The sequence below is a fragment of the Pseudomonas sp. MPB23 genome, from assembly GCF_046605395.1.
Lineage (GTDB): Bacteria > Pseudomonadota > Gammaproteobacteria > Pseudomonadales > Pseudomonadaceae > Aquipseudomonas.
The window spans coordinates 6,160,941-6,178,026 of sequence record NZ_CP176771.1; the positions used below are offsets into that span (position 1 = coordinate 6,160,941).

At 62.4% G+C, this 17,086-nt stretch carries 16 protein-coding genes; 8 read left to right on the top strand and 8 right to left on the bottom strand.

What is annotated here, in order from left to right; all coding sequences use genetic code 11:
- Positions 1–92 precede the first annotated feature (92 nt).
- Positions 93–863, top strand: a complete 771-nt coding sequence (locus tag ACLH0J_RS28070) for a MipA/OmpV family protein (protein ID WP_411389994.1) — start codon at positions 93–95, stop codon at positions 861–863.
- 55 nt (positions 864–918) lie between these two features.
- On the top strand, positions 919–1,785 hold the full coding sequence (locus tag ACLH0J_RS28075; RefSeq protein ID WP_411389995.1) for a fatty acid desaturase: 867 nt from the start codon (positions 919–921) through the stop codon (positions 1,783–1,785).
- Positions 1,786–1,811: 26 nt separating this feature from the next.
- Here the strand turns inward: ACLH0J_RS28075 and ACLH0J_RS28080 are convergent, their stop codons facing one another.
- The 5 genes from ACLH0J_RS28080 to ACLH0J_RS28100 form a co-directional block, all read right to left on the bottom strand.
- Entirely contained in the window at positions 1,812–2,216 is a 405-nt protein-coding gene (locus ACLH0J_RS28080; protein ID WP_411389996.1) for an EamA family transporter, read from the bottom strand.
- The gene (locus tag ACLH0J_RS28085; RefSeq protein WP_411389997.1) at positions 2,213–2,593 is read right to left on the bottom strand and encodes a transporter; all 381 of its coding nucleotides are present in this window, start codon (positions 2,591–2,593) and stop codon (positions 2,213–2,215) included. Before ACLH0J_RS28085 ends, ACLH0J_RS28080 begins: the two co-directional genes overlap by 4 nt.
- Positions 2,590–3,510: an arginase gene (locus ACLH0J_RS28090; protein WP_411389998.1), complete on the bottom strand. Its 921-nt coding sequence runs from the start codon at positions 3,508–3,510 to the stop codon at positions 2,590–2,592. Before ACLH0J_RS28090 ends, ACLH0J_RS28085 begins: the two co-directional genes overlap by 4 nt.
- A gap of 209 nt (positions 3,511–3,719) precedes the next feature.
- Complete coding sequence (locus ACLH0J_RS28095) at positions 3,720–4,373, bottom strand: DsbA family oxidoreductase (protein WP_411389999.1); 654 nt, start codon at positions 4,371–4,373, stop codon at positions 3,720–3,722.
- Positions 4,374–4,427: 54 nt separating this feature from the next.
- A complete protein-coding gene (locus tag ACLH0J_RS28100) occupies positions 4,428–5,447 on the bottom strand; it encodes an alpha/beta fold hydrolase (protein ID WP_411390000.1) in 1,020 nt (339 codons plus the stop codon).
- A 182-nt stretch (positions 5,448–5,629) separates the two neighbouring features.
- On the opposite strand from ACLH0J_RS28100, the gene metR reads away from it, so the two are divergent.
- Entirely contained in the window at positions 5,630–6,547 is a 918-nt protein-coding gene (gene metR / locus ACLH0J_RS28105) for a transcriptional regulator MetR (RefSeq protein ID WP_010564106.1), read from the top strand.
- Between the two features lie 45 nt (positions 6,548–6,592).
- On the opposite strand, the gene ACLH0J_RS28110 is transcribed toward metR, so the two are convergent.
- Genes ACLH0J_RS28110 through ACLH0J_RS28120 form a run of 3 tightly spaced genes read right to left on the bottom strand, consistent with a single transcriptional unit; the run spans position 6,593 to position 8,913 of the window.
- Positions 6,593–7,099 (bottom strand): N-acetyltransferase family protein, encoded by a 507-nt coding sequence (locus ACLH0J_RS28110; protein WP_411390001.1) that lies wholly within the window; start codon positions 7,097–7,099, stop codon positions 6,593–6,595.
- A gap of 5 nt (positions 7,100–7,104) precedes the next feature.
- Entirely contained in the window at positions 7,105–7,518 is a 414-nt protein-coding gene (locus ACLH0J_RS28115; RefSeq protein ID WP_411390002.1) for an NUDIX hydrolase, read from the bottom strand.
- Between the two features lie 48 nt (positions 7,519–7,566).
- On the bottom strand, positions 7,567–8,913 hold the full coding sequence (locus ACLH0J_RS28120) for an HD domain-containing phosphohydrolase (protein WP_411390003.1): 1,347 nt from the start codon (positions 8,911–8,913) through the stop codon (positions 7,567–7,569).
- A 255-nt stretch (positions 8,914–9,168) separates the two neighbouring features.
- Between ACLH0J_RS28120 and ACLH0J_RS28125 the strand changes: the two genes are divergently transcribed.
- From ACLH0J_RS28125 to ACLH0J_RS28145, 5 genes are all read left to right on the top strand, one after another.
- Complete coding sequence (locus tag ACLH0J_RS28125; RefSeq protein ID WP_411392902.1) at positions 9,169–11,043, top strand: putative bifunctional diguanylate cyclase/phosphodiesterase; 1,875 nt, start codon at positions 9,169–9,171, stop codon at positions 11,041–11,043.
- Between the two features lie 22 nt (positions 11,044–11,065).
- Complete coding sequence (locus ACLH0J_RS28130; RefSeq protein ID WP_411390004.1) at positions 11,066–12,052, top strand: cytochrome-c peroxidase; 987 nt, start codon at positions 11,066–11,068, stop codon at positions 12,050–12,052.
- 10 nt (positions 12,053–12,062) lie between these two features.
- A complete protein-coding gene (locus ACLH0J_RS28135) occupies positions 12,063–13,877 on the top strand; it encodes a DAHL domain-containing protein (protein WP_411390005.1) in 1,815 nt (604 codons plus the stop codon).
- Positions 13,874–15,277 (top strand): ATP-binding protein, encoded by a 1,404-nt coding sequence (locus ACLH0J_RS28140; RefSeq protein WP_411390006.1) that lies wholly within the window; start codon positions 13,874–13,876, stop codon positions 15,275–15,277. Before ACLH0J_RS28135 ends, ACLH0J_RS28140 begins: the two co-directional genes overlap by 4 nt.
- 186 nt (positions 15,278–15,463) lie before the next feature.
- On the top strand, positions 15,464–17,083 hold the full coding sequence (locus tag ACLH0J_RS28145; protein ID WP_411390007.1) for an FMN-binding glutamate synthase family protein: 1,620 nt from the start codon (positions 15,464–15,466) through the stop codon (positions 17,081–17,083).
- Positions 17,084–17,086 lie beyond the last annotated feature (3 nt).

The following is a 17,086-nucleotide window of genomic DNA, read 5'->3' on the forward strand; positions in this document are numbered from 1 at the left end:
TTTTTTGTAGCTTGCTACAAACAAGATGAGTGCTTGCATCAGGGCTGCCCTTCGCGCGTTCATGCGCGCATGCCCAGATAAGGAAAAGCTTCATGTTCAAGGTTACTTCTGCTGTATTCGCCGGTTTACTGGGGCTGTGGGGCTTTTCCAGCACCGTCCAGGCGGATGCAATCACCGGTGAGGCCGGCGCAGGCATCAGCTATCAACCCCACGACCCCACCGCCAGCCGCTACGAAACACGCCCGGTCCCGTATTTGGACCTGGACTGGGGCGACGTCAGCCTGAGCACCGACGACGGCCTGACCTGGAGCGCCCTGAAGATCCAGGGTTTGACCGCCGGCCCGTACATCAATTACCTGCAGGGGCGCACGTCCAACGGCTCGTTGCAGCGGCTGCGCAATGTGTCGGACATGGCTGAAGTGGGCGGTTTCATCCAATACGCCCCGGTCGACTTCTGGCGCGTGTACGCCCAACTGGGCCAGGCCGTCGGCGGCGGCCACGCGCAGAGCGGCGCGCTGGGCAAGATCGGCGGTGAGCTGGGCTACCCGCTGGGCGGCGGGATCATCGGCAGCAGCGGCCTGGTCGCGCACTTCGCCGATGCGCGCCAGACCCAGACGTTTTTCGGGGTCGACACTAACGAAGCCGCAGCCACGGGTTTCAAGGCCTACAACGCCAGCGGCGGGTTCCAGAACCTCACCCTGACCCAGAGTTTCGAGTTCCCGCTGGCAACCCACTGGTCACTGCTGACCAGCGCCAGTTGGGTCCACCTGGTGGGTTCGGCGTCGAACAGCAGCATCGTCAAGCAGACCGGCGACGTGAACCAGGGCCAGGTCCAGACGGCCATTAGCTATAAGTTCGATTAGGTTGGTCTGAGCTTTGCAATAACGCCCCGGAATCCATTTTTCCAGGACATTTTTCATGGCTCGCCCCGTTTACCGTCTGCTGCAACATTCGCTCTGGGACCTGGTGCCCATCGCCCTGGGCCTGGCGCATTTCGCCTTTGTCATCTGGCTGGTCACGGCCTTCCAAAGCCTGAGCGGCTGGGCTCTGGTGCCCTTGTCGCTGGTCTACGCCGTGAGCCTGTCGTGGAGCATCAACAGCATCTCCCACAACCAGATCCACAACGCCTACTTCAGTCATCACGCAATGAACCGCGCCTTCGACCTGTTGCTGTCGGTGACCATCGGGTTCTCCCAGACGCTCTACCGCGACATCCACAACCGCCATCACCGTGGCAACAGCGATCTGCCGGGGCTGGATGGGCGCACCATCGACCCGCTGTCGATCTACCAGCGCGGCAAGAATGGCCAACCGGAAAACCCGTGGGCCTACACCTTCCTGAGTTTTTTCCGCGACGACCCCAAGCCGTTCTACGACGAAATGAAACGCAAGCGCCCGGCGGACGCGCGCTGGGTCAAGGTTGAGATCGCAGTGACCGTGGCCTTCTATATCGCCCTGGCCTTCTATCACTGGCAGGCGGTGCTGTGGCTGCTGCCGTTCTGGTATTTGGGCCAGTGCCTGTCCTCGCTCAATGGTTACTACGAACACTTCGGCGCCAACCCCGACTTGCCAATCGCCTGGGGCGTGAGTTCCTACAGCGTGCTGTACAACCTGATCTGGATGAACAACGGCTACCACGCCGAGCATCACTACCGGCCGAAAATGCACTGGACCAAGATGACGGCGTTTCATCGGGAGATCGCCGAGCAGCAACGCGCGGCGGGGGTCAAGGTAATTGCGGTGTCCCATGGCCTGGGCTTTTTGCCGGCAAACCGCAAACCCTGACAAGCCGGTTCTACAGTGGGGGGGCTTCAGTTTTCTTCGCCGTCGGCCAACAACGCGATACCGACGATAATCACCGCCACCCCCACCCAGTGCAGCGGGCTGATATGTTCCCCCAGCCCCAGCCACGAACCGAGCAGCACCCCCACAAACACCAGCGAACTCAGGGGAAACGCCAGGGACAGGCTGCTGCGCCGCAGGATCAGCATCCACACGAAAAACGCGCCGATGTAACAGGCGATCGCCGCCAGAATCCCAGGGTTGCGCGCCACCTCGGCCAGCCACTGCCAGTTGAACGCCATCTGCCCCAGTTGATCCCCGGCGACCTTGGTAAACAACTGGCCGGCGCTCTCGGTGCAGATCAGCAAGGCCCACAGCACCGCCGTGCCCACGCGCCCATGCAACCAACCGCTATTGATCGTGCGCGTACTCATGCCTGACTCCCGGAAATAGCCACCAACATCACGCCACAGGTGATCACCAGCGTGCCCAGCCAACGGCGACGGCTGACGGTTTCCCCCAGCACCACTTTGCCCGCCAGCACCACGCCGCAATACGCCAGCGCCGCAGACGGAAACAACAGACTCAGCGGCGCGCGGGACAAGGCTTCGAGCCAGACGAAAAACTCCACCGCATAGGCACCGATGCCCGCCCACAGCAACGGCGCATTGAACACCTGGCCCCAGAACGCATTCAGGCGAAACTCGCCCTCCAGCTCCGGTAAACGGTCCAGGCCGATCTTGAAACACAACTGGCCGATCACATCGAGCACGATGGAAAACGCCACCAGTAACACCACGGTCAGGCTCACGGGAACAGCTCCTCGAACAGGTCGATCAGGGCGGCATTGGTCGCCGCGTTGCGCTGCAAATCTTCAGCGCTCCAACGCTCCGGTGGCGGCTGGTCGGACTTGGCTTCCCAACGTTTGAACGCATTGCTGAACGCCGGCTGGGCGAACTCGCCGCACACGTCGATGCCGATGATGCGCTTACGTGCCGCCAACGCCCGCAGGGCTTGGAGCAAATGGCTCAGGCGCATGCCGCCCTGGTCCCAGTTGGTGGCCGCGTCTTCGCTGGCGAGCACGTCTTTGTCGATGGTGATCCAGATCGCTTCGGTGGGCAGGCCGGCGATCATCTGCTCGAGAAACGCGGCCCAATCCAGCTCCGCCAGGTTGCGCCAGTGCAGGTGGTTTTCCTGCTGCTGATGCCCGGCGCCATCGCCGATCCGGCCCCAGACTTTCGACGGTGCGTGCTGCCAGGGAAACAACTGCAACTGCCCGCGCTTGAGGGCGCCGAGGTTGCCGCCGCGCAGTTGCGGGTTATGCAGGTCATCGCTGCAGGGGCCGAGGGTGACGATGCGTTTGATCGCCGGCATTTTCAGCGCGCGGTTAACCCACGAGCCACAGTGACGCTTGGGCGCAAAGCGCACCCAGTCGGGGTGGTTGTCGAAGTGGATCAGGCTGACGGGTTCTTTGAGGTCGGCGAGAAACGCCGGCGTGAGGTGGTGATAATCGCCGGAGCCGACAAACAGGATTTCCGGCCGCGCGTCTGTGGGCCGGGGCCGATGGGCCAGGCGTTCGGCGAAGCGCTTCCAGGTTTTTTCGCTGGACCACAGGCGCAGCTTCGGCCCCAGGTCCAGCAGGTCGATGCGTGTGGCACGGCCACTGGCCAAACGCCGGGCAATCGGGGCCTGACCGGTGAGGCTGTGGTCGAGGTCAAGAATATTCAAGGTAATGTTTCACCCCTAATGGCAGCGCCCAACCGGATACCGGATGGGCTTTAGGGGGTCAATGCAAGGGACGGGCCAGGGGATCTATTGAAGCCAGTGAGCACTCCATGTGGGAGGGGGCTCGCTCCCGATGACAATGGCACATTCAACATCGTCGTTGACTGACAGACCGCTATCGGGAGCAAGCCCTCTCCCACATTGGACCCGCGTCAGGATCGGGATTCGCGGATGATCTGGCGAATCGCGCCGACAAAGGTTTCAACCGGCTGGCCACCGCTGACGGCGTACTGGTCGTTGAACACGATGGTCGGCACCGAGCTTACGCCACGGGACACCCACAGCTGTTCCTGCTCGCGCACATCGGCGGCGTATTCATCAGTGGCCAGAATCTCGGCCGCACGCTTGATGTCCAGGCCGACGCTCTCGGCGATGATCGCCAGGGTGGCGTGATCGGAGGGGTCCTGGCCGTCGGTGAAATACGCTTTGAACAGTGCTTCCTTGAGGTTGAACTGCAGGCCTTCCAACCCGGCCCAATGCAGCAGGCGATGGGCGTCGAAGGTGTTGTAGATGCGGCTCTGGCCATCGGTGCGAAAGGCGAAGCCCAACTCGGCGCCCATGTCGCGGATGCGCGCGCGGTTGGCCTGGGACTCTTCGGCGCTGGAACCGTATTTTTCAGTGATGTGTTCGACGATGTTCTGCCCCTCGGCGGGCATATCCGGGTTCAGTTCGAACGGCTGGAAGTGGATCTCGGCCTGCACCTCGTCGCCAAGCTGGTCGAGGGCTTCGGTCAGGCCGCGCAGGCCGATGACGCACCAGGGGCAGGACACGTCGCTGACGAAATCGATTTTCAGGGGAGTACTCATGGTAGGCAACCTCGCTGGCATTCATGCGCCACAAAGGCTGCACGATACACCACCTCACAACACCTTCGCAGGCGCCACCGTATCGATCTGCGCCCAATGGGCGGCGTCCGTGCGGTGGGCTTGCAGGTACGGCAACACCGCCGTCAGCAACGGCGCCTTGAAGGCTTCCTGGAAACGATGGGCCATACCGGGAATCAGCTTCAACTGGCTGCCCTGGATATGCGCGGCCAGGTGCACACCGTGCATCACCGGCAGCAACGGGTCGGCGGTGCCGTGCACCACCAGGGTCGGCACGCGCAATTGGTTGAGCAACGGCACGCGGCTCGGCTCGGCGAGGATCGCCATGATCTGACGCTTCACGCCCTCCGGGTTGAAGGCGCGGTCATAGGACAGCGCCGCCTGGTGCAACAATGCCTGGCGATCATCCTTCACGTTCGGGCTGCCCAGCGCCGCGAGCAGATCAGCCTGTTGTTCCAGGGCCACTTCCCGGTTGGGCGCGCTGCGCCGCGACAGCAACTGCACCAGCGCCGCATTCGGCGCCGGCAGGCCTTCGGCACCGGAGCTGGTCATGACCAGCGTGAGGCTTTCCACGCGCTGCGGCGCCATGGCCGCCAGGTGCTGGGCGATCATGCCGCCCATGCTCGCGCCCAGGACGTGGAATTGCTGGACCTGCAACGCGTCCATCAGGCCCAGGGCGTCATCGGCCATGTCCGTCAGGGTATACGGCGCCGCCACCGGCAGGCCGAGTTTGTAGCGCAGCACCTCGAAGGTCAGGTTGGCGCTGGCCGGAGCCTGGCGCCAGGTGGACAGGCCGACGTCGCGGTTGTCGTAGCGGATCACCCGGAAACCCTGCTGGCACAGCGCGACGACGACTTCGTCGGGCCAATGGATCAACTGCCCGCCCAGGCCCATCACCAGCAGCAAGGCCGGGTCGGACGCACGGCCGATACTTTGGTAGGCGATGCTGACTTGAGCCAGGTCGACCGTTTGGGTCGGGACATTGACGTCACATCGAGAAGCCGCAAAAGACGGCAGGCCGAACAGTAGAGCGGCCAGTAAAAAGAACACACGCATGAAAAACACCGAAACGCAGAACCCCAGTAGAGCGCGAGTCTGATGAAGTTCGTTCAAGCGCGCTGCCACACTTGCATGACAGTTTGATGAAGAATGCCCGACGGTCATGGTCGACACAGACGACAACATGAGACAAACTCACGTCATTCGATTTTGTCACAAATTGTATTCATGGAGAGCCCGTGCTCGAGATCCGTCACCTCAAGACCCTGCACGCCCTGCGCGAAGCCGACAGCCTGGTGGAAGCCGCCGAACGCCTGCACCTGACGCAATCGGCGCTGTCCCACCAGTTCAAGGAGCTGGAAGAGCGCCTGGGCCTGCCGCTGTTCGTGCGCAAGACCAAGCCGCTGCGCTTCACCAGCGCCGGCCTGCGCCTGCTGCAACTGGCCGACGCGACCCTGCCCCTGCTGCGCGGCGCCGAGCGTGATATCGCGCGTTTGGCCGGCGGCACCGCCGGGCGCCTGCACATGGCGATCGAGTGCCACAGTTGCTTCCAGTGGCTGATGCCGACCATCGACCAGTTCCGCGATGCCTGGCCGGAAGTCGAGCTGGACCTGGCCTCCGGTTTCGCCTTCGCGCCGCTGCCGGCCCTGGCCCGTGGCGACCTCGACCTGGTGGTGACCTCCGACCCGCTGGAGCTGCCGGGCATCACCTACGTGCCGCTGTTCACCTACGAAGCCATGCTGGCCGTGGCCAACCAGCACCCGTTGGCGAACAAGTCCTACATCGTCCCCGAAGACCTGCTCACCGAAACCCTGATCACCTACCCGGTGGAGCGCGACCGCCTGGACATCTTCACCCGCTTCCTGGAACCGGCCGACGTGGAACCGGCCCAGGTGCGCACCTCGGAGCTGACGGTGATGATGATGCAACTGGTGGCCAGCGGCCGTGGCGTGTGCGGCATGCCCCATTGGGCGCTGCACGAATACAGCTCGCGCGGGTATGTGAAGGCCAAGCGCCTGGGCGAGAAAGGCTTGTTTGCGACGCTGTATGCGGGGATTCGTGCAGACATGCTCGACGCACCGTACATGCGCGATTTTCTGCTGACGGCCAAGGACACCTCGTTTTCGACATTGGACGGGGTCAGCGCGGTGCGTTGAACGCCACCGATCGTCAGCGCGAGCAAGCCCACTGCCACCGGGCGCTCACTGGGCCTGCACTTCGCGCCACAGGTGGAGCTTGTCGAAATACTCGACGCCCACCCGCACCGCCAGCGGTTCCAGGCCGTACTGGATGAACCCGCAGCGCCGGTACAGCGCAAAGGCGGGCGCGTTGCCGGCGGTGACGGTCAGTTGGATCACCTTGAGGCGCGGGTATTTGCGCGCCTCATCAAGTGCCGCTTCCACCAACCGCCGGCCCAGGCCTTGTTGTTGGTGGGCCGCCGTGACGTACATGCCGAACAGGGTGACTTTGTGTCGCGCCTTCTCCCGAGGCTCGAAGGCCAGGCCGACGATGCCGGCCAGTTCAGCGTCGACATAGGCGCCGAGCACCCGGTCCAGCGGGCTTTCCAGGCGCCTCTCCCACCAGCTCAATGGCATCGCTGCGCGCTCGGCCACGCTGGAAGTAAACGCTTGGGGATAGGCGCCATAGGCTTCCAGCATCAAGGCCCGATAAGCGTCGGCATCGCAGGGGCCGAGCGCGCGGATCAGCATCGGCGTCAGGCCGACGTGGTCAGCGAGGCGCGATAGAACGGCAGGATCTGGTCACGCGTCAACGGCGCCAGCAGCAACCCGCCGTCGCCGGCCGGGTCGATCCAGCGCACTTCTTCGATCTCGGCCGCCGGGGCCACCGGCACGTCGATCCGCACCTGGAACAGTTCGGCTTGTACCGTGAAGCCGGGTTCGTTGGCGGCCGGGGCCGAGAAACGCCCGAGGTAGACCGTCTGGCTCGGCTCGATACGCAGGTTCAGCTCTTCGTGCAGCTCGCGGGCCAGCGCTTCGACCGGCTGTTCACCGGCATCGATCTTGCCGCCCGGTTGCATGAACGCCTGGGTGCCGCGCTTGCGCACCAGCAACGTCTGGCCGTCGCCGCCGATCAGGAGGGCGGCGGCGATACGGATAGTGGTTGGCATGGAAAACATCACCTTGAATGAAAGGGCCCAATAATCCCACGAAGCGCCTCAGCCCAATAGCTGCGGCTCTTCCGGTTCCTTGATAAACACGCTGTACTTGGCGCCCTCCATCGCTTCAAACGCGATCAGCTTGTCCACCAGCGGCAGGTTGAGCACCTTGCCGGCATTGAGCAGCAACATGCCGTTATCAGCGTTGAGGTTACGCGCCAGGACCATGCCGGCAGCCAGCTCGCGGGTGGTCAGCACTTTGACGTTGGGGTCGCCCAGGGTCACGTCGCTGAGGAACGCGGCGCAAGCCTGGACGAAGTCTTCGACCATGTCCGGATCATAGAGACGCCCCGCGTACTTGCGGATGTACAGCAGGGCTTCATCGCTGTTCATCTGCCGTTCCAGGATCAGGCCCTTCTGCAGTTCGATGAAGTCCACCGCCAGTTTGAGCAACCGCGCGCCTTCGGGAATCGCGTCGCCCTTGAGGTGATCGGGAAACCCGCTGCCGTCCCAGCGCTCCTGGTGATGACGGATCAGCCGTGCGGCGTCCTTCATCGGTTCCAGGGTCATCAGTAACGACTCGCTCTGGGTCGGGTAGGCGCGATAGCGTTCGCGGTCGTTGCTGTGCAGCATGTCCGACGGAGCGGCCATCATGCCGTCGCTCCAGCTCAACTTGCCGATGTTGTAGAGCGCGGCGGCCATGGTCAGGTCGCGAGCGCTGGCTTCGTCCAGCGCCTGGGCTTTGCAGTACACGCGGATCAGCTCGATCAACTGGCGGTTGGTCTGCTTGTGCCGGGGCAGGCGCAGGTTGGCCAGCAGGGAAAACACCTCGGTGCCGGTCACATAGCTGCGCTTGAGCTCCTCGTAGGCCAGGTCGAGCATGTCGGCGGTTTGCTGCAATTCGCTGGTGCGGGCTTCGACGCGTTTTTCCAGGGTGGTGTTGAGGGCCTTCAATTGCTCGTTCTGATCGCGGGTCAAACGCTCCAGACGCAGGCGTTCGCGCTCGGAGTGCTGGAGTTCCAGGGACTGACGCAAGGTCAGGAGTATTTCCTCGTCGTTCCAGGGCTTGCTGATGTAGCGGTGGATCTGACCTTCGTTGACCGCCTTGATCATCATGGTCATGTCGGCATAGCCGGTCAGCAGGATGCGCGTGGTGGCCGGGTATAGACGGCGGGTCTCGGCCAACAGCATCGCCCCGTCCATCCCCGGCATGCGCGCGTCGGTCATGATCAGGTCGATGGGCTGGGCGGCCATGATGTCCAGGGCCTGGGCACCGCTGCCGGCCAGCAGCACATCGTAAGGCTGGCCGCGCAGCAGGCGGCGCAGGCTGTTGAGGATCGACTCTTCATCGTCGACCAGCAAAATAGTGGGCTTATAGGGAGACGTCGTAGCAGTGTGTTCATCCATGGCGACATCTCCTGGCGATGGTACTCAGTGGTTTCATTGCGACCCCTCGATCCATCGCTGTACTTGCACAGGCAATGAGCGCTAGATGCACGCAGGGGTAAACGGGGTTGATTTGACGCCAACTGGCGTACTTATTCAAGGGACCCGGCTATGCTTATGGCATGGAGCCACTACCCAACCCTGTTTATCGAAGCATTCAAGGTAAGGAAGCCCGATGCGCAAGACTCTTCAGTTGCCGGCGTCCCGGTGTCAGCCATGAACTCGCGCTCAAGACGCGCCAATCGACGGATTCTGATCGTCGATGACACGGCTTCCATCCATGAGGACTTCCGCAAGATCCTGTGTGCCGATGCCGAGGGCAGCCAGTCCCTGGACAGCATCGAGGAAACCCTGTTCGGCACCGCCCCCAGCGTGCGCCAGACCTTCGTGCTGGACTCCGCCTACCAGGGCCAGGAAGCCCTCGCCCTGGTCAACAAAGCCCTGGCCGACAACGCGCCCTACGCCCTGGTGTTCATTGATATGCGCATGCCGCCGGGCTGGGATGGCCTGGAAACCATCGAGCAACTGTGGAACGTCGACCCGAACCTGCAGATCGCCCTGTGCACGGCCTATTCGGACTATTCCTTCGAAGCCATCGAAGCGCGCATCCAATACAGCGACCAGTTGCTGATCCTGAAAAAGCCGTTCGACAACCTGGAAATCCGCCAGATGGCCAGCGCGCTGACCTGGAAATGGCAACTGGCCCAGGACGCGGCGCTCAAATTGATGGGGTTGGAGCGCACGGTTGAAGAACGCGTGCAGGAATTGCTCAAGGTCTCGCACCTGCTGCAATACGACGCCCTGACCGAACTGCCCAACAGCACCCTGCTGGGCGATCGGCTGACGCAGGCCATCGCCGTCTGCAGGCGCCATGACACCCAGTTGGCGGTGATGTTTATCGGCCTGGACCGCTTCAAGCGCATCAACAATGCCCTGGGCTACCCGGTCGGCGATGAAATGCTCAAGCAGGTCAGCCAAAGCCTGGTGGCCGCGGTGCGCGCGTCGGATTCGGTGTTTCGCTACGGCTCCGACGCATTCGTGCTGATCCTCAACGACATCAAGCACCCCCAGCAAACCCAGTACATCGCCGAAAAACTGCTCACCGCCATCAGCGCGACACGCTATGTGGCCGGGCATGACTTGAGCGTCACCGCCAGCCTGGGCATCAGCATTTACCCCAACGACAGTTTCAACGCGGTGGAGTTGATCAAGAACGCCGAAACCGCCATGCACAGCAGCAAGGCCCATGGCCCCAACGACTTCAGTTTCTTTATCAACGAGATGAACCTGCGCGCCCAGGCCCAGCAGAGCCTGGAAAGCGCGATCCGGCAGGGCTTGCAGCGCGATGAATTCATTTTGCACTACCAGCCGAAACTGGATTTGACCAGCGGGCGGATCGTCGGCGCCGAAGCCCTGATTCGCTGGCACCAGCCCGAACGCGGCTGGATCTACCCATCAGACTTCATTCCGGTGGCCGAAGACAGCGGCCTGATCGTGCCCTTGAGCCAATGGGTGTTGCGCCACGCCTGCGAGCAAGCGCAAGCCTGGCGCGCCGCCGGCCTGCCGGCGCTGCGTATCTCGGTGAATATTTGCGCGATTGATTTTCGCCAGCGCAATTTTGTCGCCAACCTGGCGGCGATTCTGACGCACACAGGCCTGGCGCCCGGCTTGCTCGAGCTGGAGATCACCGAGAGCATGCTGATGCAAAACGTCGAGGACACGCTCGTCACCCTGCGCGCCATCAAAGACCTGGGCGTGCGGCTGTCCATCGACGATTTCGGCACCGGATATTCCAGCCTCAGTTACTTGCGACGGTTTCCCATCGATGTGCTGAAGATCGATCAATCGTTCGTGCGTGGCCTGGGCGAAAACAGCCAGGATGCGCGACTGATCAGTGCCATCATCAGCCTGGGCAAGAGCCTGGACTTGAACATCATTGCCGAAGGCGTCGAAACCCTCGAGCAACTGGCATTCCTCAAAGCCCACAACTGTGAGGAGGGTCAGGGTTTCCTGTTCAGCAAAGCCGTGGCGGCCGATGACTTCGCCCGATTGATCCAGGCCGGGCAACGCAGCCTGATGCCCGACCGATAACCGTGACCCAAGGAACGAACGCTTGAGCCGTCCCCCCTCACGCTCCCTGCGCCTGTCTCCATGGGCGCTCGGCCTCGCCGTCGCCCTGGCGATTGGCGCCGCCCTGCCCCTGCTGGCTGCGCCGCTGGACGAACCGCTCAAACCGCTGCCGCCGGTGCCCCAGTTGGATGCGGCAACGGTGGAACTGGGTCGCCAGTTGTTCAACGAGAAACGCCTGTCGGTCAATGGCAGCCTGTCCTGTGCCAGTTGTCACCGACTGGCGACGGGCGGGGCCGACGACAAGCCGTTTTCCCTGGGCTTCGACGGCCAGCCGGTCAAGCTCAATACGCCCACGGTGTTCAACGCCAGCCTGAATTTCAAACAGTTCTGGAACGGTCGCGTGGACACCCTCGAGGCCCAGATCGAACAGGTGGTCATCAGCCCGGCGGAAATGGGCAGCGACTGGAAAACCGTAGTCGCCAACCTCACGGCCAGCGCGCAGTACCAGGCCGCGTTCACCCAGGTGTACCCCGACGGCGTGACGGCGGCCAATGTGCAAAATGCCCTGGCGACGTACGAACGCACCTTGCTCACGCCCAACTCGCGTTTCGACCAATACCTGCAAGGCAATACCGAGATCCTCACCCTCGAGGAAAAATACGGCTACCAACGCTTCAAGGACTATGGCTGCATCGCCTGCCATCAAGGCCTGAATATCGGCGGCAACATGTTCCAGAAATTCGGCGTGATGGATGACTATTTCAAGGGCCGCCCACCCGCCGAGACCGACCTGGGCCGCTACCTGGTGACCCACGACGAAGAAGACCGTAACGTGTTCAAGGTGCCCAGCCTGCGCAACGTCGCCGTTACCGCGCCGTATTTTCACGACGCCTCGGCCAAGACCCTGGAAGACGCCGTGGAAGTGATGTTCAGAATCCAGCTGGGCCGGGTTCCCTCAACGGAAGACAAGGACCGGATCATCAAATTTCTCAAGACCCTGACCGGCCAATGGGCGGGCCACCCTTTATGAGCAGACGGTCATGAGACTCTCGCGCCACAACCTCGTCCAACTGATGCTGGGCACCATGACCCTGCTGTTGGCCTCGATCCTGTTGTTCCTGTACATCAAATCGAGCACCGACCAGACCAGCCGCTACACCGAATCCCGCGACCTGATCCGCCAGATGCAGCAGCTCAACGCGCAGTGGGACAGTGAAGTGCTCAAGGCCAGAATCGCCCTGACCCACAACTACGATCCCCTGGTCACGCCGCTGACGCAGATCACCCGACTCTGGGAGCAACTGCGCCAGCACGAGTCGTATCACCCGCCGAAAGACCTGCCCAAGTGGCAAGCCAGCCTGGACGCCGGTCAGGCGGCGATCCAGGACAAAGCGCGGCTGATCGACCAGTTCAAGTCCCATAACGCGGTGCTGCGCAACTCCCTGGCGTTCCTGCCGACCGCCGAAGACGATATCCAGGCCGCGTTCTCCCGGCTCGATGACGAGCAGCGGCTGTCGCTGCAGAGCGTGGCCACCGACACCTATGACGTGTTGCTCAGCAGCATGGAATTCGCCCAGGTCGCCAGCGCCGAACGCGCGGCCGAGATCCTGTTGGGCTTGAACCTGCTGGCCGTGAACAAAGAACGCTTGCCGGCTGACTTCCATCTGCCGGTGGATATTCTCAGCAAGCACATCGCGTTGATCCTGCGCGAACAGCCGCTGGTCAACACCTTGCTGGAACACATCGCCGCGGTTCCCGTGGCCGAGCGCCTGGACGAACTGACCACGCACCTGAACGAGGATCAGCAGGCCTCCGACCTGGTCGACCAGAAGTACCACCACTACTTGCTGGTGTTCTCCACCCTGTTGGTGGCGTTGCTGCTGTACCTGGCCATCCGGCTGTTGCGCAGTTTCGCCGAAATCAACCAGGTCAACCGCGCCCTGCACAGCGCCAACGCCAGCCTGGAACAGCGGGTCGAAGAACGCACCCGTCAGCTCAAGGACGCGCAAAGCGAACTGCTCGACAGCGCCCGCCAGGCCGGCATGGCGGAAATCGCGACCAATGTGCTGCACAACGTGGGTAACGTGCTCAACAGTGTGAACATCTCCGCCGACCTGGTCGCGCGCAAGCTACGCACCAGCAAGGCCCAGGGATTGGGCAAGGCCATGCAGTTGATCAACGCGCACCCTGACGACCTGGGCACTTACCTGCGCGAAGACGAAAAAGGCAAACTGCTGCCCGGCTACCTCAACCAATTGGTGGAAGCCATCGCCATCGAGCAACAGGGCCTGACCGACGAGTTGGCGCAATTGAGCAAAAGCGTCGACCACATCAAGGACATCGTCTCCACCCAGCAATCCTACGCCGGCGTTTCCAGCGTGCTGGAGCCGGTGCAGATCAGCGCCCTGATGGAAGACGCGCTGCGCATGAATTCCGGCGCGCTCAATCGCCACCATGTGACGGTGGTCAAGGAGTACGCCCAGGTGCCACAGATAATGGCCGACAAACACCGGCTGCTGCTGATCATGGTCAACCTGATCAGCAACGCCAAGTACGCCATGTCCAGCCTGAGCGACCGGCCTCGGAAGATTACGTTGTCGATCCAGACGGTTGAGGACAACCTCTTGCAAATCAGCGTCAAAGACGAAGGTGAAGGCATTCCCGCCGAGAACATGGCGCGGATCTTCACCCACGGTTTCACCACCCGCAAGGAAGGCCACGGCTTCGGCCTGCACAGCTGCGCCCTGGCGGCGATTGAAATGAATGGCCGGCTGACCGCCCACAGCGACGGCCCGGGCACGGGCGCGCTGTTCACCTTGCAAATCCCCCTCAACGATGCAGCAGGCCCCACATGAACCAACCCCCGAACCGGCGCATTCTGCTGATCGATGACACACCGTCGATTCACGAGGACTTTCGCAAGATCCTCAAGCCGCCCCTGGAACAGAACCAGGCCCTGGACGAGATGGAAGCCACGCTGTTCGGCGCCAGCGACAAACCCCAAAGCCAGGTGTTCGAGCTGGACTCGGCCTACGGTGGCCAGGAAGGTTTACAGCTGCTTGAGGCGGCCATGGCCGAGCAGCTGCCCTACGCCCTGGCCTTTGTCGACATGCGCATGCCCCAGGGGTGGGACGGCGCGCAAACCATCGAAGAACTGTGGAAGGTCGACCCGAACCTGCAGGTCGTGGTGTGTACGGCGTACTCGGATTATTCCTGGGAGGAGCTGCTGTTTCGCCTGCGCGCCCATGACCGCCTGCTGATCCTGAAAAAGCCGTTCGACAACATCGAAGTCCAACAAATGGCCAACACCCTGGCCGCCAAATGGGACATGGCCCGGCGTGCCTCGTTGCAAACCAGCCACCTGGAACTGTTGGTGGAACAACGCACCCAAGCGCTGACCCACGCCAGCCAGGCCCTGCAACAGGAAATCGACGAGCGCAAACAGTTGGAAAGCCAACTGGTGCAATCGGAAAAACTCGCGTCCCTGGGGCAACTGGCTGCGGGCGTGGCGCACGAGATCAACAACCCGGTGGGGTTCATCTCCTCCAACCTCGGCACCCTCGACGGCTATTTCAAACAGTTGCAGCAGATGCTCGATGCCTACCGCGAGGCCGAAGCTGCCATCGACGACGGCCAGCTCGAAGCCCTGCGCCAACGCCTGGACCTGGACTTTCTCAGGGAAGATATTCCGACGCTGATTCGCGAATCCAAGGAAGGCATTGGCCGGGTGGCGCAAATCGTCAAGGACTTGAAAGACTTTTCCCGGGTGGACAACGACCAGACCTGGCAGTGGGCCAGCCTGCAACAAGGCATCGACTCGACCCTCAACATCGTCGCCAGCGAGCTCAAGTACAAGGCCGATGTGATCAAGCACTACACGCCCTTGCCGGACATCGAATGCCTGGCCTCGCAGCTCAACCAGGTGGTGATGAACCTGGTGATCAACGCCGCGCAAGCCATCGGACCGCAGCGCGGCACCATCACGCTCAGCAACGGCGTGGACGGCGAGAACGTCTGGCTGGAAATCGCCGACAACGGCTGCGGGATTGCCCCGGAGGCCCAGCAGAAGATCTTCGATCCGTTCTTCACCACCAAGCCGGTGGGCGAAGGCACGGGGTTGGGGTTGTCACTTTCGTACGGCATCGTCAAGAAACACCATGGCGAAATCTCCGTCAGCAGCGAGCTGGGCAAAGGCACCACGTTCCGAGTAGTGCTGCCTATTCGCCAGACATTCAGCGACGCCCCCCCGACATAGCGCGAGGCAGATTCGACCTGCGCGCCCGCGTTTTTTTTCACCTCATGGCTCGCCGCCAACTGTCTATATCGGCCCAGTCCGCCGTGTCTATGCGACCCAAGCGAATACACCTATAGGTTGTTTAGGTTTTCCTTACTGGCGCAGAATGCGCGACCGACCAGAAGAGTCCGAACCCAAGGTAACCGTATGAGCCTGTCCTTGCTAAGCCGTTATGCGGTGTTTGCCGTGTGCGTCATTTTCACCCTCGTCAGCCTGCCTTTCATCGAACACGAATGGTTATGGCCCATCACCCTGGTCACCGGCCTCCTCAGCCTGCTCGGCCTCTTCGACCTGCTGCAAAGCCGCCACGCGATACGCCGCAACTACCCGATCCTGGGCAATATCCGCTACCTGATGGAAGGCATCCGCCCGGAAATCCGCCAGTACCTGCTGGAGTCCGACAGCGACGCCCTGCCCTTCTCCCGGGCCCAACGCTCGCTGGTGTATTCGCGCGCCAAGAACCAGACCTCCGACCAACCGTTCGGCACGCTGATCGACGTGTACCAGTCGGGCTTCGAGTTCATCGGCCACTCCATGCGCCCCGCGCCGCTGAGCGACCCGAGCTCGTTTCGCGTGATGGTCGGCGGCCCGCAATGCAAGCGGCCGTACTCGGCCTCGGTGTTCAATATCTCGGCCATGAGCTTCGGCTCCCTGAGCGCCAACGCAATCCGTGCCCTCAACCAGGGCGCTAAGCTGGGCAACTTCGCCCATGACACCGGCGAAGGCAGCATCAGCCCCTACCACCGCGAAAACGGCGGCGACCTGACCTGGGAACTGGGCAGCGGCTACTTCGGCTGCCGCACCCGCGACGGCCGTTTCGACCCGGAACGCTTCGCCGAACAGGCGCAGAACCCGCAAGTGCGCATGATCGAAATCAAGATGAGCCAGGGCGCCAAGCCTGGCCATGGCGGCATCCTGCCCAAGCACAAGGTCACTCAGGAAATCGCCGATACCCGCGGCATTCTGATGGGCGAAGACTGCATCTCGCCGTCACGCCACAGTGCGTTTTCCACCCCCATCGAACTGATGCACTTCATCGCCCAGTTGCGCGAGCTGTCCGGTGGTAAACCGGTGGGCTTCAAGTTCTGCCTGGGTCACCCGTGGGAATTCATGGGCATCGCCAAGGCCATGCTCGAAACCGGCATCCTCCCGGACTTTATCGTGGTCGACGGCAAGGAAGGCGGCACCGGCGCGGCGCCCGTGGAGTTCACCGACCATATCGGCGTGCCGCTGCGTGAAGGCCTGCTGTTCGTGCACAACACCCTGGTGGGCCTGAACCTGCGCGACAAGATCAAGCTCGGCGCCAGCGGCAAGATCGTCAGCGCCTTCGACATCGCCAGCGTCCTGGCCATCGGCGCCGACTGGGCCAACTCGGCGCGCGGCTTCATGTTCGCCATCGGCTGCATCCAGTCGCAAAGCTGCCACACCAACAAATGCCCGACCGGCGTCGCCACCCAGGACCCGCTGCGCCAGCGCGCCCTGGTGGTACCGGACAAGGCCGAGCGCGTGTTCAACTTCCACCGCAACACCCTCAAGGCCCTGGCCGAAATGCTCGCGGCAGCGGGCCTGGAGCATCCATCGCAACTGTCGGCCAAGCATTTGGTGCGCCGCATGTCGGCGACCGAAATCAAACTGTTCTCGCAGTTGCATGTGTTCCTCAAGCCCGGGGAATTGCTGACCAGGGAAGTGAACGGCGAGTTTTATTCGCGCATGTGGCAGATGGCGCGGGCGGATAGTTTTGAGGCGCATGAAGTCGCGGCGGCTTGAGAC

Bases quoted from the DNA above. Each gene is read 5' to 3' on its own strand.
- ACLH0J_RS28070 (WP_411389994.1), top strand. From the start codon at position 93: ATGTTCAAGGTTACTTCTGCTGTATTCGCCGGTTTACTGGGGCTGTGG.
- ACLH0J_RS28075 (WP_411389995.1), top strand. From the start codon at position 919: ATGGCTCGCCCCGTTTACCGTCTGCTGCAACATTCGCTCTGGGACCTG.
- ACLH0J_RS28080 (WP_411389996.1), bottom strand. From the start codon at position 2,216: ATGAGTACGCGCACGATCAATAGCGGTTGGTTGCATGGGCGCGTGGGC.
- ACLH0J_RS28095 (WP_411389999.1), bottom strand. From the start codon at position 4,373: ATGAGTACTCCCCTGAAAATCGATTTCGTCAGCGACGTGTCCTGCCCC.
- ACLH0J_RS28100 (WP_411390000.1), bottom strand. From the start codon at position 5,447: ATGCGTGTGTTCTTTTTACTGGCCGCTCTACTGTTCGGCCTGCCGTCT.
- ACLH0J_RS28110 (WP_411390001.1), bottom strand. From the start codon at position 7,099: ATGCTGATCCGCGCGCTCGGCCCCTGCGATGCCGACGCTTATCGGGCC.
- ACLH0J_RS28115 (WP_411390002.1), bottom strand. From the start codon at position 7,518: ATGCCAACCACTATCCGTATCGCCGCCGCCCTCCTGATCGGCGGCGAC.
- ACLH0J_RS28120 (WP_411390003.1), bottom strand. From the start codon at position 8,913: ATGGATGAACACACTGCTACGACGTCTCCCTATAAGCCCACTATTTTG.
- ACLH0J_RS28125 (WP_411392902.1), top strand. From the start codon at position 9,169: ATGAACTCGCGCTCAAGACGCGCCAATCGACGGATTCTGATCGTCGAT.
- ACLH0J_RS28135 (WP_411390005.1), top strand. From the start codon at position 12,063: ATGAGACTCTCGCGCCACAACCTCGTCCAACTGATGCTGGGCACCATG.
- ACLH0J_RS28140 (WP_411390006.1), top strand. From the start codon at position 13,874: ATGAACCAACCCCCGAACCGGCGCATTCTGCTGATCGATGACACACCG.
- ACLH0J_RS28145 (WP_411390007.1), top strand. From the start codon at position 15,464: ATGAGCCTGTCCTTGCTAAGCCGTTATGCGGTGTTTGCCGTGTGCGTC.